We start from the raw sequence: 23,631 nt of genomic DNA, 5'->3' as shown, positions 1-23,631 counted from the left end.
GGATCGCCCAGCGCGATGCCCCTGATCCGACGCGGCGCCGGTCGGGCGGGGCCGCCCGGGCAAGCCTGATCACCACCTCGCGTCCCGTACGCACAGTGGCCATGTCACCCCGACCCGTGTCGATCCCCCGTGAAAGTATGCCGCGCACCGACGGCGACGGGTTCCTACGAACGGGTGAGTGGCGCGGGGTTACTCGGGGCGCGAGGCGGTGGTTGTCAGGTGCGGGTGCGGCTCCGGTAGAGCAGCCAGACGAAGTACGGCGCGCCGATCAGGGCGGTCATCAGACCCGCCGGAAGCTGGCCGGGGGCGATGACGGTGCGGCCGATGGTGTCGGCGGCGCACACCAGGATGCCGCCCAACAGTGCCGCCACCGGCAGCGCCCTGGAGTGCCGCCGACCCACGATCGCCCTGGCCGCATGCGGGGCCACCAGGCCGACGAAGGAGATCACGCCGACGCCCGCGACCGCCGTGCCCGTCAGGAGGACCGAGCACACCAACAGCAGGAGTCGGGATCGGGGCACATGGACGCCCAGCACCCGTGGAGTCTCGTCGTCGACCGACAGCAGGTCGAGTTCGCTCCTGGTTCGGATCAGCAGCGGCACGATCAGCAGCACCGCCACGACCATCGGCACCAGGTGTTCGAAGGACCGGCCGTAGGTGGAGCCCGCCAGCCAGGTCAGCGCCTTGGTCTCGTTCCACGGGTCGGACGCGGTGATCAGCAGGGTGATCAGAGCCTGCGTGGCCTGTTGCACCCCGAAGCCGATCAGCACCAGTCGGGCGCTGGCGAAGCCGCCCTTGGCGGCCATCGCGAACACCACGGCGGTGGCCACGGCCGCTCCCACCGCCGCCGCACCGGCCTGGAACCAGAATCCGACGCCCGTGACCAGGGTGATCACGGTGATCGCACCGAGACCCGCGCCGCCCGCGACGCCGATGATGCCGGGTTCCGCGAGTGGGTTGCGGGCCACCGACTGGATCACCGCACCCGCCAGGGCCAGGGCGGCCCCCGCCAACAGCGCGGCGAGCACCCGGGGGGCACGGTTGTCCATGACGTTGCTGACGATGGGACCGGCCTGTCCGGTGATCCAGTTGGCCACATCGCCCAGCAGCAGCCAGGTATCGCCCAGCAGCACCGAGCCGACCGTCACCCCGACCGCCGCGATCAGCAGGACACCGAGGGTCAGCCGGAAGCGGCGGGCGCTGATCGTGCCCTTGGTGCCCGCGGCCGGTGGCTCCACGGTGGAGCTGATCCGGATGTTGCGGGCCAGCACCATCAGGAAGACGGCGCCCAACAGGCTGGTCACCACTCCGGTGGGGACCTCCAGCGCGCCCTGGGCACCGACCAGCGCGCGCAGCAGGACATCCGCGCCCAACAGCAGGGCCACCCCGGTCGCGCCGGAGGTCAGGATCAGGGCGGTATGCCGGTGCAGTCCGGGAATCGCGTTGGCCGAGAGCCGCATCAACGCGGGGGCGGCCAGGCCGACGAAACCGATCGGGCCCGCCAGGGTCACCGCCGAGGCGGACAACAGCACGGCGAGCAGGATCGTCACCAGTCGGACCCGGCCAACGCCGACGCCCAGCGCCCTGGCGTGGTCGTCGCCGAGGTAGACGAGGTCCAGTCGCCGTGCCACCAGCAACAACAGCAACACGGCGACGCCGATGATCGGTCCGATGGTGCGGACGCCGTCGAGTCCGTTCTGCCCGAGCGACCCCGCGCCCCAGGCATACATTCCCTGGGTCTCCTGCGCGAACAGCAGCAACAGGATGTTGGTCCCCGCGGTCATGGCCAGGGCGGTGGCGGTGCCCGCCAGGACCAGTCGCACGATTCCGGTGCCACCCGCGCCGGACAGGGTGAGCACCAGGGCCGCCGCGGCCAGCCCGCCCGCGAAGGCGATGCCCGCCGAGCCCAGCAGCGGAACCGAGACCCCGAAGGCCGCGACCGCCACCATCGCGAGATGGGCACCGGCGCCGACGGCCAGCGTGTCCGGCGCCGCCATGATGTTGCGCGCCACCGACTGCATCGCCGTGCCCGCGACTCCCAGTGCGACCCCGACGACGATCGCCGCGAGCAGCCTGGGAAGCCGGGACTCGATGACGACCGCCAGCGTGTGGTCCGCCGTCTGGCCGAACAGCAGTCCCAGCACGTCGAGGGCGTCGAGGTCCGAGGTGCCCTGGGTGAGATGCACCGCCGAGATCAACAGGATGAACGCCGCGAGCCCGACGCTCAACGTCACGAGCCGCCCGCGCCCTCGGCGGGGGGTGTCGGTGGCCGGTGCCGCCTGCGGGCGCGGCCGAGTCGCCGTAGTCACCGTGGTGCTACGCCTCGAGAGCGTCGACGGCCGCGTCGACGTACTGCATCATCGACAGCGGTCCGCCGAACATCCACAGGCCGTCCGGGAAGCGATACACCTTGTCGTCCTGCACGAACGGCAGGCTCTGCCAGATCGCGTTGCCCGCCAGTTCGTCGGTGTAGGGGTCGCCGAGCACGTCGTTGGCGATGTACCAGAACCGGACATCTCCCAGTTCGGTGAGGCCTTCCACATCGGCCTGGGCGAGTCCGTGGGACGCGTCGCCCTCCATCGTCCAGGCGTTCTCGAGGCCGAGCTCCTCGAAGACCGAGACGACCAGGGCGCCTTCGACGAAGGGGCGGATACTGACCGAGCCCGCATCGGCATAGGCGTCGGAGAAGGCGATCGGCTCGCCCGTCGCGCCCAGCTCCTCCACGGTGGCGGCGCCTTCGGCGATCTTCGCGTCGAAGTCGGTCCGCAACTGCTCGGCCTCGTCCTGCTTGCCGGTGGCCTCGGCGACCATGTCGAGGCTGGCGAACATGCTGCCGATGGGGTCCTCCCCGTTGCCGCCCTCGATGACGATGACCGGGACCATCGCCTCGATCTGTTCGATGGCGCCCTCGTTGAGGGAGTCGGTGGCCACGACCAGATCCAGGTTCAGCGATCCGAGGGTGTCGATGCTCGGTTCGCCCCTGGTGCCGATCTCGGTGGGCGTGTCATCCAGTGGCACGGCGCTGACCCATTTGCTGTAGCCCTCGATGTCGGCGACTCCGACCGGCATGACGTCGAGCGAGACCAGGTGCTCGACGCCGTTCCACTCGGTGGCCGCGACCCGTTGCGCCGGCCCGTCGAGGGTGACCTCCTGGCCCCGTGAGTCGACGATGGTGATGGGATCGCCGCCGCCGGCGGCAGGCTGGTCACCGCCTGCTTCCTCCGTGGTGCCGCAGCCTGCGACCACCATGGCCGCAGCGGCCGACAAACCGATCATCACGCGGGTGCTACGCATGTCTCTCCTACTTGCTGGGGTGAAGCGTTGATGGTCACGCCTGGGCGAGCGCGGCGGCCGCATCGTTGAACCGGCCGACCGCGCGGGTGTGGATGCGCCCGTCGATGCGAGCGACATCGACGCGGATTCCGTAGGCACGGGTGAGGTTCTCGGCGGTGAGGACGTCGTCCGGGGTGCCGCCGGCGGTGACCCGGCCGCCTTCGAGGAGCAGCATTCGATCGGCGATGGCGGCGGCCTGATCGAGGTCGTGGAGCACCACGCCGACGCCGACGCCGTGTGCGTCGGCGAGGTCGCGGACCACATCGAGGATCTCCACCTGGTATCGCAGGTCGAGGAAGGTGGTCGGCTCGTCGAGCAGGAGCAGCGCGGTGTCCTGGGCGAGGCAGCTCGCGAGCCACACGCGCTGGGCCTGCCCACCGGACAGGGCCTGCACGGGGCGGTCGGCGAGCGCGGTGAGCCCGGTGAGCGTCAGGGCGCGTTCCACGGCGGCGGGGCCGTCCGGGTCGTGGCCGCCCCACCGGGAGCGGTGCGGATGCCGACCGAACTCGATCAGTTCTCGGACGCACAGGCCGCCGGGCGCGGTCCGTTGCTGGGATAGCAGCGTGATCCGCCGGGCGAGGTCTTTTCCGGACAGCGCACGCAGGTCGGCGCCGTCGGCGAAGGTGACGGCCCCGGCGACCGGCGGGTGCAACCGGGCCAGCGCCCGCAGCAGAGTGGACTTTCCGCTGCCGTTGGGACCGATCAGCGCGGTCACGGTGCCCGCGTCAAGGGCGATCGAGGCGGCGTGCACCACGGTGTCGCGGCCGTAGGCGATGTCGAGTTCGCGGGCGGCGACGCCGGTCGGGGCGTGCGGTGGGGTTGCGGACACCGCCACACACTAAGGAGAGGTTTACCTAAGTCACAAGGGGGCGTGTTCGTCGGCACATTCTCATCACCGCACCACAGCAGGTGAATTTGGCGCCGGGCCGCGTACTGCGGCGGTCCGGAGCCACCCGCTGCTCAGGGCTCGATCAGGGCTGCGATCCGGTGTCCAACAGGCAGAACTCGTTCCCCTCCGGGTCGGCCAACACCGTCCAGGACACCTCGGCGGGCTGGCCGACATCCACCCGCCGGGCGCCCAGCTCCACCAGTCGAGCCAACTCGTTCTCCGGGCTCATCCCGTCGGCCCGCAGGTCCAGGTGCAGTCGGTTCTTCACCTGTTTGCCCTCGGGCACCGGGAAGATGTCGATGCGCGACACCGTCTCGCCGACCGGCGCGATGCCGATCCCCCCGTCCTCCACCTCGACGACCTGCCACCCGAGCACCTGGCACCAGAAATCCGCGATGACCTGCGGCGATGCCGCGTCGATCGCGATGGCCGTGATTCTGCTGGTCATCACAGGATGATAACCGTCGCCGGCCGATCGGGGGAGATCGCGAACCGATCGGCAAAGCCGCAGGCCGAGGTCGACGACACGCCATCGCGCGCTGGCAACGCGGCCCGCGATCCCGACGAACTCGATCACCGCCGCTCGATGGTGGAGCCCGCTACACCACCGGCACACCAGCCTGCACGATCGATCTCGGACTGCTGCGCGACAAGACTTCGGGGTGTCGATCCACCGGCGAGTCCATCGAACAGGAGCAGTCCCTCGTGTCCACTGATCACAAGGCCCGAAGCCGGGTGCTGCCCCGGCCTGCGGGTCTCGCGACCGTACTGGCGACCACCGGCGCCCTGCTCCTCGGAGTCACGGGCACCTCGCTCGGCACGGAGATCGCTCCTGCCCCGCCAGTGCAGGCGCCTGCCACGACGGCGAGCCTGACCACAGAGGACGTCAACGCCTGGCTCGACGGCCTCATCCCCGGCGCCATCGAGAAGGCGGGGATCGCGGGGGCGGGCGTGTCCGTCGTGCACGATGGCGAGGTGCTGGCCTCGCGGGGGTACGGCTACTCCGACACCGGGACCGCCGACGGGGCCGCCGGACACGATGCGGTCCCGGTGGACCCCGACACCACGCTGTTCCGGGTGGGCTCGGTGTCGAAGCTGTTCACCGCGACGGCCGCCATGCAGCTCGTCGAGAGCGGTGATCTCGACCTCGACACCGACGTGAACGAATACCTCGATTTCGAGCTCCCCACCAGCTTCGACACCCCGATCACCCTGCGGCACCTGCTGACCCACACCCCGGGTTTCGAAGAGCGGCTCTACGACATGATCCGCTTCGACGGCACCACTCCCGATCTGCGTGACGTGCTGGCGATCGACCCACCCGAGCAGGTCTACGAGCCCGGCACGATGCCCGCCTACTCCAACTACGGCAACGCGCTGGCCGGTTACCTGGTGGAACTCGCCAGCGGCAGGCCCTTCAACGAGTACGTCGACGCCGAGGTGCTGGAACCCATCGGGATGACCACGGCCTCCTTCGAACAGCCGTTACCCGCCGAGGTTCAGGACGCCATGTCCAACGGCTATCTCGATGACGCGGGCGCGGCGGCGCCGTTCGAGACCATCGGCCCGGCACCGGCCGGATCGCTGGCGGCCAGCCCCACCGAGATGGCGCGATTCATGCTGGCCCAGCTGGGCGACACGCCGGAGGCACCGCTGTTGTCGCCGGAGACCATGGAGCTCATGCACCAGCCCGGGCTCGACGACACAGCACTGGGCAACCTGGCCGCCGGGCCTCGGATGACCCTCGGCTTCTTCGATGAGAGCCGCAACGGACATCGCATCATCGGACACGGCGGCGACACCAACTTCTTCCATTCCCACCTGCAGATCTATCCCGGTCAGCGCACCGGCATCTTCGTCTCGTTCAACAGCAGCGGCCGGGCGGGCCCCGACACCCTGGAGATCCGCGACGCGGTGACCTCGGGCTTCGCCGACCGTTACTTCCCGGCCGCCGACCCGGCGTCCGACGCCGAGGAATCCGCCGGTCCCGGGGTGCTGTTGCCCGCACAGGACGCCTCGGTCGAGCCGACCGCTGGAGAGCACGCCGCGATGGCCGCAGGCGTCTACGAGCCCGCCCGGTCGATGCACAGCACCTTCCTCGATGCGATGAACCTGATCGACGAGACCTCGGTGGTCGCTCGGGAGGACGACACCCTGCTGATCACCCCCGGACCGGGAACGGCCCAGCCCGCGGTCTACGAGGAGGTCGAGCCCTGGGTGTGGCGCGAGGTCGGCGGCCAGCGGGTCATCTCCATGCGGGTCGAGGACGGCCGGGTGCAGGACATCGGCTATGCCTCGGCCTTCACGCTGAACCGCGTCGAGCCCGCGAACAGCTCCGGGGTGGCCCTGCCGGTGTTGATCGCGTCCATGGTCGTGTTGTCGGGCGCCCTGATCGGCTGGCTGGGCGGGGCGATCCTGCGTCGTCGGTACCGACTCGCCGAGATCGACCGAGCCGGGCGGCTGATGCGCATCCTGACCCGGATCGGCGTGGGAAGCGCGCTGATCGGCATCGTCGGCCGGGTGGTGGCGATCGGATTGATCACCGGTTTCCAGGATCCGCCCAGCGGGGTGTTGTCGCTGTTCGTCGCCTTCCAGTGGTTGGGTGCGTTGGCGGTCATCCCGGCGGTGTGGTCCCTGGTCGACGGCTTCCGCAACCGGATCGGCCTGCGCCGGATCCTCGGCGGCTTCCTGGTGCTGTTCGCCCTGGTGGGTGTCGCCTGGTTCGCCTGGAGCTTCATGTTCCTGTCCCCGAACCTGACCTACTGATCGGCTATCGCTCCCGGCGAAGGCGGGGCATAGCCGAACCAGAGCCCGTCGTTCCTGCCGCACCGCACGGCAGGACCGACGGGCTCGGTCCTGCGGGCGAGTCCCGACAAGGGGCTCGCCCGACGTTCTCTCCCCGGCCTCAGATCACGGCGGGACGGAACACCGTCCACTCCGACCAGGTGCCGCCGCCGGGGGTGCCGTCGGCGGCCAGGGTGTGCCACCGGGACCGCACGCCGTCGGCGGCGTCGAGGAAGACCTCGACCCGGCCGTCGACGTTCACGGTGTCCGCCAGATCGCTGCCGCCCGGCCCGAAGTCACTCCAGCCGGACCAGTTCCCCGCGTTGTCGGTCTGGTAGCGGTGTCGAACCCCGGACGACGTGGTGGCGAACTGCTCCAACCGGCCGCCCGGAGCCAACGTGACCGTCAGCCGCGCTCCGCCGGGTCCGCCGGTATCGACCCACTCCGACCAGCCGCCTCCATCGGGCCTGCCATCGGCCGGACTGGTCTGCCACCGATGCCGAATCCCGCCCTCGTGCGCCACGAAGACCTCGATCCGACCGTCGGAGGCCACGGCGGTGGCCAGGTCGGAACCGCCGGGTCCGAGCACGCCCCACGGCGACCAGGCCCCGTCGAGGTCGGTCTGGAACCGGTGGCTCAGCTCCCCCGCCGTCAGCGCGAACTGCTCCAGTCGCCCGTCCGGGGCACGGAAGAACGCCAGTCGCGCATTCGCCGGTCCGCCCGCGTGCACCCAGTCCGACCAGCCGCCGCCACCAGGCCTGCCGTCGGCGGGCGCGGTCTGCCAACGGTGGTGCACGCCGGACGAGTCGGAGGTGAACGCCTCCACCCGGCCGTCCGGGGAGGTCGCGGCCGCCACCGAGGAACCGGTGGTGGTGAACTCGCGGAGGTTCTGCGCCGGAGCGGGGCCGTGGGCCACGAAGTCGTAGCGGATGGGCTGGTAGAGGGCCTGAGTCTGCGACCAGCTGTACTCGTTGTAGGTGGCGCGCGGCGGTGTCTGCTCGTAGACCCAGTACCGGCTGCGGGCGGCGTCGAGCCAGCCGCCGAACACCCGGACGTGCCCGACCTGGTCGCCATCCCAGCGTCGCCACAGCAACGCGTCGCCGGGAAGCAACTCGTCCTTGGTGATCTCGTGCGAGACCTGGTCGAGGGTTCGGGTGGTGTAGGAGGCGCCGGTGTTCCAGGCCAGTGACACGAAACCGGAGCAGTCGGTGCGGTACCCGTCGCGCCACCGGTTGATGCTGTAGGAGACGGCTGCGGCCACCCAGGTGTGGGCCCGCGCCATGATCTCGTCGCGGGTGATCGAGGTGGCCGCCAGGGGCATGACCTCGCCCTCGCGGATGTCGGAGCGCGGCCCCGGCTCGCGGGGCTCGCCCACGCCGTCCGGCCAGGTCTCCGGTGGGCCGGTGGTGGTATCGACAGTGGTGGGACGCGGGTCGGTCACGGCGGCCCCGACTCCGGGTAGGACGGTGACGCTCGCAACGACGGCGAGTACCACGGCGGATGCTGCGGCGGCGACGGATCTTCGTAGGCCGATCACGGTCGGGTGCATGGTCCTCCTCGGGTCTAAGCCAGCGGTCCGGTCTTCTCGACGAACCCGTGGTCACACGGTCTGAGCTCGGAAGACACCCCAGTCCGACCAGGTGCCACCGCCGGGTGTGCCGTCGGCGGGGCGGGTGTGCCAGCGGGTCTGCATCTCCGACGTGCCATCGCCTACGGCGAGGAAAACCTCGATCCGCCCGTCGGGGTTGCGAGTTGCCGCCAGATCGGTGCCACCAGGCCCGAAATCACTCCACGCGGACCAGTTGCCGTGCAGGTCGGTCTGGTAGCGATGCCGGACACCCGCGGCGGTGGTGGCGAACTGCTCCAGCCTGCCACCGGGGGCCAACGCCATGGTGAGTCGGGCGGCGCCGGGCCCGCCGGTCTCCACCCACTCCGACCAACCGCCGCCGCCCGGCCTGCCATCGGCCGGACTGGTCTGCCACCGATGCCGGATGCCGATGTCGTAGGCGACGAAGATCTCCAGGCGGCCGTCGAAGGCGGCGACGGTGGTGACGTCGGTGCCGCCCGGTCCGAACTCACCCCAGGAGGACCAGGCGCCGTCGATGGTCGTCTGGAAGCGATGCCAGGTCGCGGCCTCGGTCACCGCGAGTTGTTCGAGCCTGCCGTCGGGTGCGACGTCGACGACGAGCTCCGATCCGCCGGGTCCGCCGGTCTCCACCCACTCCGACCAACCGCCGCCGCCCGGCCTGCCATCGGCCGGACTGGTCTGCCACCGATGCCGGATGCCGATGTCGTGGACGACGAAGATCTCCAGGCGGCCGTCCCGAGAGACGGCGGTGGCCACATCGACGCCGCCGGGTCCGAACTGCGTCCAATCCGACCAGGCGCCCTCCAGCGAGGTCTGGAAGCGGTGCCATAGCGCGTCGGCGGTCAGTGCGAACTGCTCGATGCGGCCGTCCGGTGTGCGGGAGAGGGCGATCTCGGCGTTGGCCGGACCGCCGGTCGCTGTCCACTCCGACCAGTTCCCGCCGCCGGGTCGGCCGTCGGCGGGGGCGGTCTGCCAGCGGTGCGTCGTGCCCGAGGCGTCGGAGGAGAAGACCTCGATCCGGCCGTCCAACGCGGTGGCGGTGGCCACCGAGGAGCCGCTGGTGGTGAAGTCGCGGAGATCCTGCACGGGCGGGATGCCGGGGCCGACGGCCCTTCTCGCCTCGTCGATCATCGCCCTGGCGCGGCCCTCGGCCTCGTCGTAGCGCCACGGACAGCAGGAGCGTTGGACCCGGTCGGCCAGCAGTCCCGCGCTGAGGTTCGGGTAGCGCGGTTCGAGGAGTTTGGCCTCGGAGAAGAAGCTGCGCGAGGCGTAGGAGACGTCCATGACCTGCTCGGGGGTGCCCCAACCCTGGGAGGGTCGCTGTTGGAAGACGCCGAGCGAATCGCGATCGCCACAGGGCAGGTTGTTCATGTGGGACTCGACCCAGCCCGCCTCGAAGCCCGCGAGCATCACCTTGTCCGACACCGACATCGACAGGCCGACCCGGTAGACCGTGGCGATCACGTCCGGGTCGTGGTTCGGCGGGATGCTGGGGCAGTCCAGCGGGGAGATCTCCTCGGCGTTGGTCGTGGGCCGGTCCCCGTCGGAAACCGCAGTTCGCGCGGTGTCGGTCCGCGAGGGGGCGGGGTCGGCGACGGCGCTGCCCACCGGGCCGAGCAGCAGCCCGATGACGGTGAGGACGAGGGTGGCCACTGGGTGGGGTCTGTGTCGTCGGGCCTGGCGTCTTTCTCGGCTGGACATGGGTTTCCTTCCTCCCGGGAACCACTCGGACGATGCGGTCGCCGATCGGCGAGTTCGGACGGACGGGGCGTCGGGGCCGCCCGGCAGGCTGGAGGTAGGCGGCGCGGGGTGCGCAGCGGGAGTGCGACTCAGCCGAGCTGACTGATCACGACGTCGTCGAGCTGGATCCACACCTCGCCCGCCTCGGCGGGCCAGCCGCCGCAGAACACCTCGGTGATGCCCTCGGGGCCCGAGGTGAAGTCCACGGTCAACCGGGTGTAGTCGGCGAGGTGCCCGAAGCGGGTCTCGGCGATCGTCCCGCCGCCGGGCCTGCGGACACCGAAGTAGCCACCGTCGGTGGCCGGGGCACTGCGGACCCAGGCCTGCAGCCGGTAGGAGGCGCCGGGTCGCAGGGCCACGTTCTGGAAGAGGTCACTCCAGCCCGTGTCGGCTCGGATCCACCCGTTGTTGGCACCGGAATGGGCGAAGCCCAGCCCCTGGTCCACTCCGGCCCGGCCGTTGACCCGCCAGGGCCCGACACCTGCGCCCGCAGGCCGGTCCTCGAAGCCGCCGTCCTGCACCGGGTTGTCCTCGATCGGCAGGTCGGCCAGGGACAGCGTCATCAAGCGGACGTGGTACGGCGTCCACTGCGACAGCGCGAAGTACAGGTCGCGGCCGGTGCTGCCGGGGTGCAGGAACGGCGCGTAGAGCCCGCCGTAGTCGCGGCCGTGCGCGATGATCCGCCCACCCGTCCACGGGCCCATCGGGGTCTGGGCGGTGCGCAGCACGATCGCCGCGCGGCTCTCGTCGAGGGTGAGCGCCACCCAGCGGCGGAGATGGTCGTTGTACAGCACCGATAACTCGCCGACCGGTCCGGCCATGATGGGGATGGCGCGGTCGATGCCCGCCCGCGCCCAGCCTGCGGCGGTCCAGTACTCGTAGGCGGCGGGATCCAGCATTCGGGCGCCGTCGACCCTGGCCAGTGCGACGTCGCCGAACCGGCCCTGCGGGGTGCCGAACAGATAGACGGTCTCATCCCGGGCGGCCAGGGCGGCGAGTTGGAATCGGGCGCCGCCGCCGACCGGGGACCAGCGGTTGTTCACCGGCTTGATCCAGCTTCGGCCGCCGTCGTCGGAGTAGGCGAGTCCGGCGTAGTTGGTGACCCAGGTGCCCGGCGCTCCCCAGTGCCGGACCGACATGTAGTGCAGGTAGTCGCGGGATCCGACCGCGATGCCCGCCGTGGGGATCACCGTCTCCTCGGGTAACGAGGTGTCCCTGGCCAGGATCTGTGCGGCGTGGCCGGGCCGGTCGGTGACCATCGATTCGATGCGAAGCCCGTCGACGGGATCGGTGTTCACGGCGTAGGCCAGGACGTTGCATCGCCAGTCGGCGGTGTGCGGTCCCGCGCCGTTGCCGCCCCAGCCCACCCCGTAGGTGTCGCCGAAGGCGATGGCTACCCGGCCTCGGCTGTCGCGCCACATGGTCCCCAGGTCCGTGGCGTGCACCGCGAAGCGGTCGGCGGTGCGGTTGATGTCGTCGGCGCCCTGCCCGGCCAGCAGCGCCACCGGACGAGCGGGGAAGGAGCGGGCGGTCTGCGTTGCCGTGGTGGGCCGGCCTGCGGTGGGCGAGCCTGCGGCGGTGGCCGCGACGGCGACACCACCGAATGCGGCGGAGGCGGCGAGCGCTGCTGCGCCGCTGAGCACACCACGGCGACCGATAGCGGGTGGGATCCGGGGCGAGTCGGGTCTCGGTGGCACGGTGGGACTCCTTGCCGAAAGGCGATACCAACCGTTTCGTCCACCGATGCCGCCGCCTGCGAAGGACCCGGGCGAGGGTGCGGACTATTCGCGGGCTGAGTGCTCGGTGAACGAGACACCTCGAATTCTTACCGTAGGAAACTAAACAACCGCTATAAGTAATCGATGGGCCAGGGTGGGTGTTTCTACTCAATGCTCGCCGCTACCTGCTCGAATACCGCCCGCAGCGGGCAAGGACAACCCATTTGCGGCGGCGACGACCGGGGTCGTCGCCGCCGATCACCGACGCCGAGAACGAACAATCGTTTCGGCAGGCCCTGCGGTGGGCGAAACGTCGCATGAACCGACGGTGCCGAGGTGCGCCGTGAGTCAGTTGTCCGGAGTCAGCACCAAGGTGACGGTGCGGTTTCGCTGGGCATCGGGAAAAGGGCCCTCGGATTGGTCCGCCGTCATCAGCACGAAATCCGTCAACGGCGATCCGGCGCCCTCGGCCAGCATTCGAGCCGCGTTCTGCGCCCTGGCGAAGGCCACCGTGGACCCGCCGCTGGTGCGCCCGCCGGGTACCGCGACCACGTGACCGATCACGGCCGTCGAGGCCTCGACCTCGGCGAGTCGGCGCCCGACCTCCACCAGCAGCGGCGTCGCCTCCGGAGCGAGCACGGCGTCCGATCGGAACACCCCGGCCTCGAACACCAGCCGGACGTCCTCGGCGCGACGCTCGACCACCACCCCGGGAAGTTCCGCGAAGGCCGCCTCGATGGCGGTGAGACCCTCGTCGAGTTCTCGATCGGCTTCCTGCTGTTCGGCGGCGAGCGCCTCCTGCTCCTCGTGCAGCCTGCGCAGTTCCTCGGCCTGTTCCGAGGAACTGGCCGCGACCGCCCCCGCGACCGCAGCGGGCACCGCGGGTTCCGGGTCGAGTTCCAGGGAGGCGAGTTGCGGCACCCCGATCGCCACGGTCAGGCCGAGCGCCACCAGCGCGAGCGCGGCCACCCGTTCCGGGTTGATCAACGGCCGTGCTCGGCCGCCCGCGAGAATGCGCGAGATGGCATCGCGGCCGGCCTGCGCGTCGCCGTCGTCGGGTTTGAGCAGCAACACCCTGGCCCACAACGCATCCGCCGACGCCAGGTCGCCCCGCTGCGCCGCGATCCTGGCCCGCAGATCCAGCGAGTACGCGGTCGCGGCGCCCGAGGCGTCGAGCCCGTCGAGCAGCCGGGCCGCCTCGGTGAGTTCGCCCCGGTAGGCGGCCCGGTGCGCCCGATTGAGCAGCAGTTGGTTGTCCAGCGCCGTTCGCAGCGTCTCGGTCATGCCTTCCTCAATCCGATGACCGTCTCCTGTGCTTCGGCGGGTAGCAGTCGAATCATCCGCTGATTCACCGCATCCAGGGCCCGCGAGTCACGGGCGGCGATGGCCCGCTGCCCCTCGGCGGTCAGCGCGGCCACGTCCTGGGAGGCGGGCAGCATGGATTGCAGCGTGTAGAACAGTTTCACCGGCCAATCCGGGCTACGCCGTTCCATCTCGACGATCAGGCTCGTCACCCGGTCGATCTGGGCCTGCAAGGCGGTGGCGTCCCCCGCGTCGGCGGCGGCCTGTCCCCGTCGACGCAGCTCGGCCAACTCCTGACGGTCCGAGGCGGTGCCGGACTGATTGACCAGGACGGTGGCCTCGTCGAGCCCCTCGTGCAGTCTTTCGATCAGGGCGGGGAGTTCGGTGGCGTCCTCGATGTCGTCGAGTCGGGCCTGCAGATCGCGCAGCCGTTCCTCGGCGGCCGCCGCCGCACCGACGTCGACCTTGGCCGCGCCGACCTGCTCGCGCAGGATCACCACGGTGCTCTCCTCGTCGAGCCTGTCCAGATTCTCCTGCGCCGCCGGGGATCGCGAGGTCGCGGAGGATTCCCGCAGCGAGGTCAATCGGCGCTCCACGTCGTTGAGCTGGACCTGTAATGCCTGCGGTGTCGCCGTGCGCACGTTGTCGAGGTCGATCTCGGCCTCGAACTGCGCCTGTACCAGCGGTACGTCGGCGATGACGCTGACCAGGCTCGACGCGTCGACGTCGAAGGTGACCTCCACCTCGCTGCCCGCGGGTAGGTCGATCCGCACGTCCCGGGGCCGGATCTCCAACATCCCGACCTCGCGGTTGCGGTCGCCTCGGCTGCGTTCGCCCTGCACCACCGGGATCCGCACCACCGCCTCGGTGTCGCTGCGCCGCAACGCGCTGGAGGTGTGGAACACCTCGCGCACCCGGGTGGGCAGCGTGGCGCCCTTGGCCAGCAACGGCGCGAACGCCCGGTCGGCGAGCTGGATCCCCAGCGACTGCGCGAGTCGCACCCCGCCGAACTCCACCTCGCGATGGGTGATCGACATGGTGTCGGGAGTCAGCCTGCGGCGGGTGCCCGTCCCGTCGGTCAGTTCGATGACGAACCGGGAGGTCGTGTGGGCGTCGATGTCGACCTCGGTGGCGAAGGCGCCGTTGGCGTTGAGTCGGATCCTGGCGGTGCGGAACGGCGGTTGACCGTCCGGATTGCTCAAGGTCACGTGGTACTCGGTCCAGTCGACCTCGGTGGAACTCGTGAGCTTCCCGCCGACCGTCGGCGTCCTGGTCGTGACGCTGGGCTCGTAGGCCAGCTCGCCGACGAACTCGCCGGGGGCCACCGTGGCCAGCGAGGCGGTCTGCGGGCGGCGCAGCGTGCCGGCGAAGATCGCGGCACCTCGGGCGACCACGGTGGTCGGGTCCAGGCTGGTGTCGATCTGGATGCCGATGCCCTCGCTCGGGTCGGCCAGTCGCTTGCGCAGTCCCGGTGCGAGGGTGACACCGCCGACGAGGAGCAGCCGGTCCATGTCGTCCACGTCGAGGGCCGCTTCCTTCAGGGCGGCGCGGCACAGGTTGATGGCGCGAACGTAGAAGGGTTCGGCGACGGCGTCGAGTTCGTCGCCGCGCAGCAGGTATTCGAAGGTCTCCGTGCTGCCGTCCGCCACGGTGAGGTCGACGGTCAACGGGATCTGCTCGCGGCGGGACAGCTGGATCTTCGCCTCCTCGGCCGCCGCCTTGAGCTTGCCCAGGTTGACCCGCCAGGCGGGGTTGTCCCGCCGGAAGTCCCGCAGGCCGAGGTCTCGGGCGGCCGCCGGGGCCAGCAGTCGTTCGACGATCGCCCAGTCGATGAGCTTGCCGCCCAGGTAGGGGTCGCCGAGGTGGTTGAGCACCCGCAGGTCGCCGTCGCGTTTGCTGACCACCGCCGCGTCGAAGGTGCCGCCGCCGAAGTCGAACACCATCCAGTAGCCCCGGTCGGCGGCATCGTGGAAACCGTAGGCGAACGCCGCCGCCGTCGGCTCCTGCACCAGCGGGCAGGCCGCGTTGAAACCGGCCAGGGTCGCGGCCTCGGTGGTCGCCTTGTTCTGGTTGAGGGCGAATGCGGCGGGCACGGTGATCACCGCGAAGTCGGGCGAGGAGCCCTGGTGGTGGGCGGCGTCGGCCCGCAGGGATTTGAGCACCTCCGCCGATAACTGCGGCGGGGTCAGCTGCCTGCCCGCCTTCACGAAATCGCGCCGGGCGTCGGCCAGGCCCATCTCGAGTTTGAATTCGGCCGCCGCGTTGTCCGGGTCGGTCTCCACGCGTTCCCGCGCGGTCCGGCCGACATGGATGAGATCCGGTTTGGGCATCCAGACCGCCGACGGGGTGATGTCCCAGCCGTCGTTGCTCTTGATCATGACGACGTCGCCGCCCTCGACCACGGCGATGGCGCTGTTGGTGGTTCCGAGGTCGATGCCGAAGTCGATCGTGTCGCTGTCCCGCATGGTCATCCCTCACCTGGCTCGGTCGGCGGTGTGCTCTTCGCTTCCTCTGGTGGGCCGGTGACGATCACCTGCCCCATCTGAATACGTCGGTCGTGCAGGTAGATCGTCGGTCGGACCGTCTCCAGGACCCGCTCCTCGGTCGCCGTCGGATCCGGTTCGAAGACCAGGACTTCGATGGACCGTCCGGAATGGAAGGCATCGCCGTCGTGGTCCTGGATGACCACGCCTGCATCGACCAGCGCGTCGTGACAGGTCCGCAGGTAGTTGCGGGTCTGCCGTTCCCGTTTGGTGGGCGCCCCGTCGTCTCGTTCCAGTCGGCGTCGGGCTCGCCACAGGTTCGTCGCGGCTGCGGCGAGTTGCTTCTCGTCGAGCGTTTCGGCTCTCGGCTCGGGTGCGGGATCGGCGATCTCGGCGAGCAGTCGTTCCCACGTCTTGTGTAGTCCATCGGCGTCGACCGGTGGGGCGATGTGGAAGGCGCGATGGTGTCTGCGCTGCCGCCAGCGGGCGCGGAGCTCGGCGTATCGGCTCACACCACCACCCCCCGACGCCACAGCAGGAGTGCGGGCAGGTAGCGGTCTCTGGTGCGCGATGACAGGCTGACGGCTTCCTCCATGAGGTCGGCGGCGCGGTCCAGTTCGCCGGGGACTCGGGACAGGGCGAGCGCCTGTCGGGCCAACTCGGTCGCCCGTTCGTCCACCGGCCGTCCGGTCGGCGCCGCGCCGTCCGCCACGTTCTCCGGTGGCCTGCGGACCCGATGCTCCCGCCGGGCGCGCAGGGCCTCCTCCAACACCCGGGCGGTGGACGGCCGGTTTCCCGGGTCGACTTCGAGAGCGGACATGACGATCTCGTCGAGCGCCCGGTCCACCGTCTCGTTGTAGCTACTCGGTGGCAGTAGGCGTTTGTTGAACCGCGCGAGGGAGAACGACGAGTACATCTCGCCGTCGTGGAACGGAAGATGGTCGGTGAGCAGCAGGTAGCCGATGGTGCCCACCGACCAGACGTCGCCTGCGCACGAGTAGCCGTCGCCGCGCAGCACCTCCGGCGCCATGAACGCGTAGGTGCCCTGTGCGCTGGCCAGCTGGGTGAACGGGTCGGCCCGTTTGGCCAGGCCGAAGTCGCTCACCCGAACCCGCAGGCCCGCGTCGTCGTATCCGACCAGGATGTTGGCCATCGTGATGTCGCGGTGCACGATCGGCGGGTCCTGGATGTGTGCGACGGCCAGCCCGGTCGCGATCTGGGTCATCACCTCGGCGGCCAACTCGGTCGGGACCGAGGGACGGTGTGCGGTGGCGAGCCGTTCGAGGCTGCCACCGGCCACGTATTCCATGGTGAAGAAGCCGCGAACCCCTTCCGGGGTGACCACCGTGCTGGCCTCGAACAATCGGACGATGTTGGGATGGCCCAGGGTCGACAGCAGCCGCGCCTCACCGAGCATGGCCCTGGTCTCCGAGCTGGAGGCGACCCGCTTGAACAGTTTCATCGCCTGCCAGCCGAGGAACTCGTGTTGGACCCGATGGACCTCGGCGAAGGCGCCCTCCCCGAGTAACCGGTCGACGACCAGGGTGTCGCTGACTCGGTCACCGGGATTGAGCAGTGTCATCCCGCCTCCCCCCATGACCGGCGGCGGCCCCAACACCCAGCCGGTCCCGCAGCGAGGTTCATGACGGCTCCGACTGGCTGACGTTGAGCCGGTAGCCGATGCCGGTGACCGTCTCCAGGATTCGCGGGTTGCGCGGATCGATCTCGATCACCAACCGGACGGCGTGCACCACACCGGCGATGTCCATCCGGTTGTAGGCCCGTTGGGCCGCCCATTCCTCGCGCGGGCCCCAGAGTGCGGTGATCAGCTCGGCGTGATCGCAGGCGACGGCGGCGCCATCGGAGCTGCGGCCCGCCATGTACCGCACCAGTTGATGCCCCTTGGGTCGCAAGCCCTCCACCAGGGTCTGGGATCCGTTGCCCTCGACCCGGTATGCCTTGGCCGCGACCCAGTCGTAGCGCAGACTCGGGCCGCTGTCGGCTGTCTCGGCGGGGAGGCCGAACGGCGCCTGGCGAGTGGTGTGCGGGTCGAGGAAAATCAGCTCCCAGTAGAGCGGTGCGCCGTCGGGGGTCATGTCCCCGAGCACCAGCAGGACATCACCGTGGTGCAGCCGTCGTCGACCCCGTAGTCGTTCGGTACGGCCGTTCTGCCGCACCAGGGTGCCGTTGACGCTGGAGTTGTCGGTCACCCACCACAGGCCGCCGTCGTAGTCGAGGGTGCAATGTAATCGGCCCACCCACCGTTGTGGATCGGGCCCGAGTTTGACGTCGGCGCCGGAATCGTGTGCGGCCCGACCAACCGTGATCGGCCACCGATTCAATTCGAAGTTGGCGCGAGTTCCGTCGGGTGAGTTGATGCGTAGGGCAGCGGCCCTGGCCACCGTGTCCGCTCCTTTCTTCGCCGGGGAAGGACCAATGGAGATCTCGGGTCCGCCGGATTCGTCCCTCTCACCTGTTCTGCACCGCTGTTCCGGAAAGAACTCCATGATCGGCCTCAATGTTGCCACCTTGCACCCCGTCACTCACTTCTACCGAGGATTCTCACCGTTACGTCCGGGTGGGCCCGGGACAACCGGAGTTCCCCTTCTCGCGGCTGGTCGCCGACTACCCCAGACCGGCAGGCGATTTCAATACAGCGTTGTCGTCACCGCCTCGTCGTCGACTCTGGCCGCCACACAGGTCGCATACCTCGGCTGATCCTCGCGTTCGCTCCAGAGCTGCTCGGTGGGCCGGACGGCGAGGTAGCGGTAGGCATCCGCCGCGACGAAGCCGTCGAGGATCCGGGTGCACTCCGTTTCGGCGACCTGACTGACCATGGCGTCGCCCGGCCAGTCGGAATCGGAGGCGAACAGGGTCGGATAGCCGATGACCTGACCCCAATGTGGCTCGTCGCAGTCCACGATGGCGGCCTGCTGTTGCTCGGGGTCATAGCTCTCGAAGCTCTGGATGCACGAGCCGATCGGCGTGTTGTCGGTCGGATCGGGCTGGAAGACCTCGCCGAGCTGCGGGCCGTCCTGCGCTGCGGCCTCCTGCGTCGCGCCGGTCACCGGATCCACCGCCACACCCGAGGCGGGCGGACGGACAGGCTCCTCGTCGCTGAAGAAGAGCATTCGGACACCCAGATAGCCCAGCCAGATCACCAGACCCACCACCAGCAGTGCCACCACGCACCCGGCCACCGCGGCGAAGGGCGATACGGTCGTGTTCATGCCGCTGGACTCGATGATCCGGTCGATCTCGCGGCCTTCCACCGAATCGCCCGCCTGGTATCTGATCGCCGTCAGCATCCGCCTGGCCTGCGCCACCTGACCGGTCCGCACGAGGTACTCGACGTTGCGCTTGATCTCCTCCAGCGCGGTGACCGTCTCCCGGAGCCCGTTCAGGTTGTTCGAGATCAGCGCCGTGTTCTCGGTGTCGACGGAGTATTGCCGCGCCATCCCCAACCAGCGCGCCGCCTTGGTCAAGGCCTCGGTCGGGCCGAGGTTCTCGATGAGCTGTTGGGCACAGTTGTTCAGCAGCACCGCCATCCGATCACGCAGTTCGGCGGTCCGGCGATGCCTCCGGTGTGGGACCGCGCGATGGAGCCGCTCGAAGATCGGGCGCAGCGTTCGATAGGTGGAGTCAGCGAGCTTGTTGGGCTCGGCCCCGGACCGGAGATCGCTCGCCGCATCGCGGATGGTGTCGTCCGCGGTCTCGTACAGCGGGGCGGCGGCTTCTTCGAGCAGGTCGACCAGCATGGTCTTCGGGCCCGGCCAGTCCCGCGCCTGCGCGGCCAGCCACGTGGGAGCAGGCTCGGGGGCCAGCAGCGTCTGGATCATCGGTTTGATCAGCACGGCGGGCGCCTCGTCGCGAAGCAGATCGATCATCGACTCGTCGAGCTGGCGGTCGTCCAGCTCGCTGATGCGATGGCGCAGGTGATCCCACAGCGGCACCCGCCGCAGGACGTCCGTCCAGTGCAGACGGGCCTGTTCCCACCGGTTCCTCGCCTCGGCCTCGTCGGAGGTCGGATCCAGCGTCGGTAGTTCGTCCAAGGCAGCGCTGTGCGATCGAACGGCGAGGTCGTGGGCCTGGTGCAGGCTCGACGGACATCCACAGGCCGAGACGTCCTCGCCCCATAACCAGAACAGCTCGTCCACCAGCCGACGGCGCGGATCACCGAGGATGAGGTCGAAGGCCCGTTTGACCTCGGTGGGGTCGACCGGCAGGCCGTTGCCCAACTCGACGTCCGCACCGACCTCCAGCATCGTGTTGATCTTCTGTTGCCGTTGCCGCACCGTGCGCCGGTCGGCATCGGTGGGCAGCCCGGTGATTCGGAATGCGTTACGCCGGTACAACTGCGGAGTCGAGATCTCCGCCAGCCCGCGCCTGGCCTGATCAGTCACCGATCCCCACCTCACACACCGCCAAGATCCACTCTCGATGCCTGCGCTCGGACTACTCGAAAGAATTCTCGACCTTCGACACCGTCGACACCATGGAATCGGGTTGATAACGAGATATCCTCGCCGTTCAATTCCCAATAGTTGCCGACGCAATCAAATTTCCGGGCCCCGACGTGCCATTACTCGGAGGCAACCGTGGTCGAGGTACCTCGATTGATTCCGAGTCGACGGTGAAATCGCGGTGAGGCGCGACTGTGGAAGGCGACGGAAAGCGGTTCAGGCGCCTAACGCCGGATGAGTCCGCGCCCGGTGGCCGCAGCGACGGCGGCGGTACGGGAGTCCACCCCGAGCTTTCCGTAGACGTGCACCAGATGGGATTTCACCGTGGCCTGGGTGAGGAACAACCGCCGGGCGATCTCGGCGTTGGACAGTCCATCCGCCACCAGTTGCAGCACCTCGATCTCTCGCCGGGACAACGCCGTTCCCGGGGTCCGCATCCGATCCATCAACCGGTGTGCGACCTCGGCGGCGAGCGCGGAGCGACCCGCCGCCGCCGTACGGACGGCTGCGGCCAACTCCTCGGGCGGGGCGTCCTTCAGGAGGTAACCGGTGGCGCCCGCCTCGATCGCGGCCAGGATGTCGGCATCGGTGTCGTAGGTGGTCAGCACCAGAACCCGGGGTGCCTTCTGCCGCGCGGTGATCGCCGCCGTGGCCTCGGCGCCGTGCATGCCCGCGCCGAACTGCAGGTCCATCAACACGACGTCGATGTCCTCGGTGGCCGCCAACTCCACCGCGTGTTCGGCGGTGGCGGCCTCGGCGACCACCTCGAAGTCCGCCTCGGTGGCCAGCACGGCACGCAACCCGGTGCGCACCACCGGATGGTCGTCGGCCAGCAGCAAGCGGATCTTCTCGGTCACTCGGCCTCCTCGTCGTGGCGGGCGAAACTGACGGCCAACGCGGTGCCCCGGCCCGGCGCCGACTCGATGCTCAGCCGACCACCGAGCGCGCGGGCCCTGGCCCGCATCGCGGCCAGGCCGAACCCGCCCTCGACGCTGCCTGCGGCGGCCGGCGACTCCGGCTCGAACCCGACCCCGTCGTCCACGACGTCGAGGGTGACCCGGGTGTCCATGTAGGACAAGGTCACCTCCGCCCGGCTCGCCCCGGCATGTTGCGCGGTGTTGGCCAGCGCGGACTGGGCGATCCGCAGCAGGGCCACCTCGTAGGGCGTGGGTAGCGCGACGGGTTCTGCGTCCAGGTGGAAGTGCACGGCCAGGCCGGTGCGCTCGGCCGTGGTGGCGCACAGCCGTTCCAGGGCCACCGGTAGGGAGCCGCTCTCCAGATCCGGCGGGGTCAGGGCATGCACGAATCGGCGGGCCTCGGCGAGGTTGTGCTGTGCCTCGGTGCGGGCCTGCCGCACATGCTGTTCGGCGTTCTCGACCCGATCCGGCAGCGCCCGCTCGGCGGCGCGCAGCAGCAGTTGGATGCTGGAGAGGCCCTGTGCGAGGGTGTCGTGGATCTCCCTGGCCAGCCGTTCGCGTTCGGCGAGCACCCCGGCGGATCGTTCGGCGGCCGCGAGTTCGCTCCTGGCCTCGGTGAGCTGCTCGATCAGCCGACGTCGTTGCTCGCTCTCGGCGTACAGGGCCTGGTAGCCGAGCACCGTGGCCACCGCGACGGCCGCACCCAACGCCGGGCCGATCACCGCCGCGATGCTGAACGTCTCCTGATGCCAGCCGAAGCCGGCGATGGCCAGGACGGCGGTCACCCCGACGACCGGCAGGCCCCACCAGCCGGGCAACAGGTGCAGTTGCAGGAAGAACAGCGGGAACGCCAGCCACACCCCGTCGGGGGTCAACCAGAGCAACACCAGCCACACCAGGCCCAGCGCGGCCAACCACACCGCCGCCGCGGCATCCGAGCAGCTGACCTTCGGCAGCAGCGGACCCGCGACGTACACGGCGGCCATCAACACCGAGGCGGTGACCACCGAGGCGGCGTGCGGCCCGTCGCCGATCACCACGCGCACCGCAGCCAGACCCAGCAGGCCCAGCATCAACAGGTGCAGGCAGACGCGCAGCACCCGCAGCGGCCGGGCCAGCGCGTGCGGTTCCATGACAGGCCAGATTACGGGCTGTGGCCGGATCGGCATCGATCGAAAGGTTGATTCCAAACTCCGCGTTTCGATGCGGCCGAGCCGATCTGCGGGGCGATGTCCTCCGAGTTCGCGACGACGAGGGTGGAACCCGTGTCGGGAACCGGTCCCGGCCGGATCGTGGAAAGCGGGGCGACGTCCGCCGTGTTCGTAGCCTGGAGAGATCTTCGGTTCGCCAAGGGGCGCTTCGCGTTGATGGGCACCGTCGTCGTCCTGATGACGCTGTTGGTCGGGCTGCTGTCCGGCCTGACCGCCGGTCTGGGCCGGGCGAGCACCTCGGCAATCACCGGCCTGCCCGCCGACCACCTGGCCTTCGCCGCGCCGCAGGAGGGCGGGTCACCCTCGTTCACCGAGTCCACCGTGGACGTCGAGCAGTGGCAGCGCTGGGCCGAGATGCCGGGGGTGACCTCGGCCGATCCGCTCGGCATCGCCACCACCAAGGCCACCACCGACGGCGGCGCGACCTCGGCCGTGGCGGCGTTCGGCGTGCAGCCCGGTTCGGCGCTGGCACCGGAGGCGCGGCACATCGACGAGGGCCGCGTGGTTCTGTCCACCGAGGCTGCCGAGGAGCTGTCGGCCCAGGTCGGCGAGGCGGTGACGCTGGCGGGCACCACCATGCGGGTGGCGGCGATCTCCGGGGAGGCGTCCTACAGCCACACGCCGGTCATCTGGACGAGTCTGACCGACTGGCAACGACTCGCGCCGGGTGTGGGCGACGCCGAGCAGGCGACCACGATCGGTCTGATCACCGACGGCAGCGCAGACCTGGCCACCGTCGACGACGAGCTGACCACCATGACCGTGACCAGCGACGAGGCGCTGTCGGCCATCGGGTCCTACAGCTCGGAGAACGGGTCGCTGCAGTTGATGCGTGGCTTCCTGTTCGCGATCTCGGCACTGGTCATCGGCGCGTTCTTCACCGTCTGGACCATCCAACGCGCAGGCGACATCGCAGTGCTCAAGGCCTTGGGCGCCACCACCGGCTATCTGTTGCGCGATGCGCTCGGCCAGGCCGTGGTGCTGCTCGTCGGAGGAACGGTGATCGGCACAGCTCTGGCGGCCGGGATCGGCGCGCTCGCCTCGGACACGGTGCCGTTCGTGCTCAGCGTGAGCACGGTCGTGCTGCCCGCCGTGGTGATGATCCTGCTCGGTGCGCTGGGGGCGGCACTGTCGGTCCGCCGGATCACCTCGGTCGACCCGCTGGCCGCACTGTCCACCCGCTGACCGCCTTCATCACCGCCG

Annotated in this window: 17 protein-coding genes; 2 read left to right on the top strand and 15 right to left on the bottom strand. The window is 69.9% G+C overall.

Features of this window, described 5'->3' with window-relative positions:
- Nucleotides 1-215 precede the first annotated feature (215 nt).
- The 4 genes from BKA25_RS08315 to BKA25_RS08300 form a co-directional block, all read right to left on the bottom strand.
- The gene (locus tag BKA25_RS08315; RefSeq protein WP_069850816.1) at nt 216-2,309 is read right to left on the bottom strand and encodes an iron ABC transporter permease; all 2,094 of its coding nucleotides are present in this window, start codon (nt 2,307-2,309) and stop codon (nt 216-218) included.
- Between the two features lie 7 nt (nt 2,310-2,316).
- A complete protein-coding gene (locus tag BKA25_RS08310) occupies nt 2,317-3,294 on the bottom strand; it encodes an ABC transporter substrate-binding protein (protein ID WP_069850818.1) in 978 nt (325 codons plus the stop codon).
- Between the two features lie 34 nt (nt 3,295-3,328).
- Nucleotides 3,329-4,162 (bottom strand): ABC transporter ATP-binding protein, encoded by an 834-nt coding sequence (locus BKA25_RS08305; protein ID WP_069853886.1) that lies wholly within the window; start codon nt 4,160-4,162, stop codon nt 3,329-3,331.
- 142 nt (nt 4,163-4,304) lie between these two features.
- Complete coding sequence (locus BKA25_RS08300; RefSeq protein WP_069853887.1) at nt 4,305-4,670, bottom strand: VOC family protein; 366 nt, start codon at nt 4,668-4,670, stop codon at nt 4,305-4,307.
- A 257-nt stretch (nt 4,671-4,927) separates the two neighbouring features.
- Here BKA25_RS08300 and BKA25_RS08295 point away from each other — a divergent pair, with 257 nt between their 5' ends.
- Nucleotides 4,928-6,988, top strand: a complete 2,061-nt coding sequence (locus BKA25_RS08295) for a serine hydrolase domain-containing protein (protein WP_172803835.1) — start codon at nt 4,928-4,930, stop codon at nt 6,986-6,988.
- Nucleotides 6,989-7,127: 139 nt separating this feature from the next.
- On the opposite strand, the gene BKA25_RS08290 is transcribed toward BKA25_RS08295, so the two are convergent.
- From BKA25_RS08290 to BKA25_RS08240, 11 genes are all read right to left on the bottom strand, one after another.
- Complete coding sequence (locus BKA25_RS08290) at nt 7,128-8,555, bottom strand: DUF8189 domain-containing protein (RefSeq protein ID WP_069850820.1); 1,428 nt, start codon at nt 8,553-8,555, stop codon at nt 7,128-7,130.
- Nucleotides 8,556-8,606: 51 nt separating this feature from the next.
- Nucleotides 8,607-10,247: a PLL family lectin gene (locus BKA25_RS08285; RefSeq protein ID WP_069850821.1), complete on the bottom strand. Its 1,641-nt coding sequence runs from the start codon at nt 10,245-10,247 to the stop codon at nt 8,607-8,609.
- Between the two features lie 176 nt (nt 10,248-10,423).
- Nucleotides 10,424-12,031 carry a glycoside hydrolase family 183 protein gene (locus BKA25_RS28330; RefSeq protein ID WP_311734459.1) on the bottom strand — a complete coding sequence of 536 codons (1,608 nt, stop codon included), beginning with the start codon at nt 12,029-12,031 and terminating at the stop codon, nt 10,424-10,426.
- Between the two features lie 369 nt (nt 12,032-12,400).
- Nucleotides 12,401-13,336: a coiled-coil domain-containing protein gene (locus BKA25_RS08275; protein WP_069850824.1), complete on the bottom strand. Its 936-nt coding sequence runs from the start codon at nt 13,334-13,336 to the stop codon at nt 12,401-12,403.
- A complete protein-coding gene (locus BKA25_RS08270) occupies nt 13,333-15,825 on the bottom strand; it encodes an Hsp70 family protein (RefSeq protein ID WP_216637748.1) in 2,493 nt (830 codons plus the stop codon). The genes BKA25_RS08275 and BKA25_RS08270 overlap by 4 nt, the downstream gene beginning before the upstream one ends.
- Nucleotides 15,822-16,349 carry a hypothetical protein gene (locus BKA25_RS08265; RefSeq protein ID WP_069850827.1) on the bottom strand — a complete coding sequence of 176 codons (528 nt, stop codon included), beginning with the start codon at nt 16,347-16,349 and terminating at the stop codon, nt 15,822-15,824. Before BKA25_RS08265 ends, BKA25_RS08270 begins: the two co-directional genes overlap by 4 nt.
- The gene (locus BKA25_RS08260) at nt 16,346-17,419 is read right to left on the bottom strand and encodes a serine/threonine-protein kinase (protein WP_069850829.1); all 1,074 of its coding nucleotides are present in this window, start codon (nt 17,417-17,419) and stop codon (nt 16,346-16,348) included. The genes BKA25_RS08265 and BKA25_RS08260 overlap by 4 nt, the downstream gene beginning before the upstream one ends.
- Before the next feature lie 58 nt (nt 17,420-17,477).
- Nucleotides 17,478-18,239 (bottom strand): FHA domain-containing protein, encoded by a 762-nt coding sequence (locus BKA25_RS08255; RefSeq protein WP_172803836.1) that lies wholly within the window; start codon nt 18,237-18,239, stop codon nt 17,478-17,480.
- 246 nt (nt 18,240-18,485) lie between these two features.
- Nucleotides 18,486-20,240, bottom strand: coding sequence for a septum formation family protein (locus BKA25_RS28325; RefSeq protein WP_069850832.1), 1,755 nt, complete (start codon nt 20,238-20,240; stop codon nt 18,486-18,488).
- A 284-nt stretch (nt 20,241-20,524) separates the two neighbouring features.
- A complete protein-coding gene (locus BKA25_RS08245; protein ID WP_069850834.1) occupies nt 20,525-21,157 on the bottom strand; it encodes a response regulator in 633 nt (210 codons plus the stop codon).
- The gene (locus tag BKA25_RS08240; protein ID WP_069850835.1) at nt 21,154-22,350 is read right to left on the bottom strand and encodes a sensor histidine kinase; all 1,197 of its coding nucleotides are present in this window, start codon (nt 22,348-22,350) and stop codon (nt 21,154-21,156) included. Before BKA25_RS08240 ends, BKA25_RS08245 begins: the two co-directional genes overlap by 4 nt.
- Before the next feature lie 183 nt (nt 22,351-22,533).
- Between BKA25_RS08240 and BKA25_RS08235 the strand changes: the two genes are divergently transcribed.
- A complete protein-coding gene (locus tag BKA25_RS08235) occupies nt 22,534-23,613 on the top strand; it encodes an ABC transporter permease (protein ID WP_069853889.1) in 1,080 nt (359 codons plus the stop codon).
- Nucleotides 23,614-23,631 lie beyond the last annotated feature (18 nt).

This window comes from Actinoalloteichus hymeniacidonis (assembly GCF_014203365.1).
In the GTDB taxonomy this organism is placed as follows: domain Bacteria; phylum Actinomycetota; class Actinomycetes; order Mycobacteriales; family Pseudonocardiaceae; genus Actinoalloteichus_A; species Actinoalloteichus_A hymeniacidonis.
The sequence above is the reverse complement of the archived record's forward strand: the minus strand, read 5'-3'. Positions and strand labels throughout refer to the sequence as shown.

Coding starts and splice junctions, on each gene's coding strand:
- BKA25_RS08310 (WP_069850818.1), bottom strand. CDS start 3,294: ATGCGTAGCACCCGCGTGATGATCGGTTTGTCGGCCGCTGCGGCCATG.
- BKA25_RS08300 (WP_069853887.1), bottom strand. CDS start 4,670: ATGACCAGCAGAATCACGGCCATCGCGATCGACGCGGCATCGCCGCAG.
- BKA25_RS08290 (WP_069850820.1), bottom strand. CDS start 8,555: ATGCACCCGACCGTGATCGGCCTACGAAGATCCGTCGCCGCCGCAGCA.
- BKA25_RS08275 (WP_069850824.1), bottom strand. CDS start 13,336: ATGACCGAGACGCTGCGAACGGCGCTGGACAACCAACTGCTGCTCAAT.
- BKA25_RS08270 (WP_216637748.1), bottom strand. CDS start 15,825: ATGACCATGCGGGACAGCGACACGATCGACTTCGGCATCGACCTCGGA.
- BKA25_RS08260 (WP_069850829.1), bottom strand. CDS start 17,419: ATGACACTGCTCAATCCCGGTGACCGAGTCAGCGACACCCTGGTCGTC.
- BKA25_RS08240 (WP_069850835.1), bottom strand. CDS start 22,350: ATGGAACCGCACGCGCTGGCCCGGCCGCTGCGGGTGCTGCGCGTCTGC.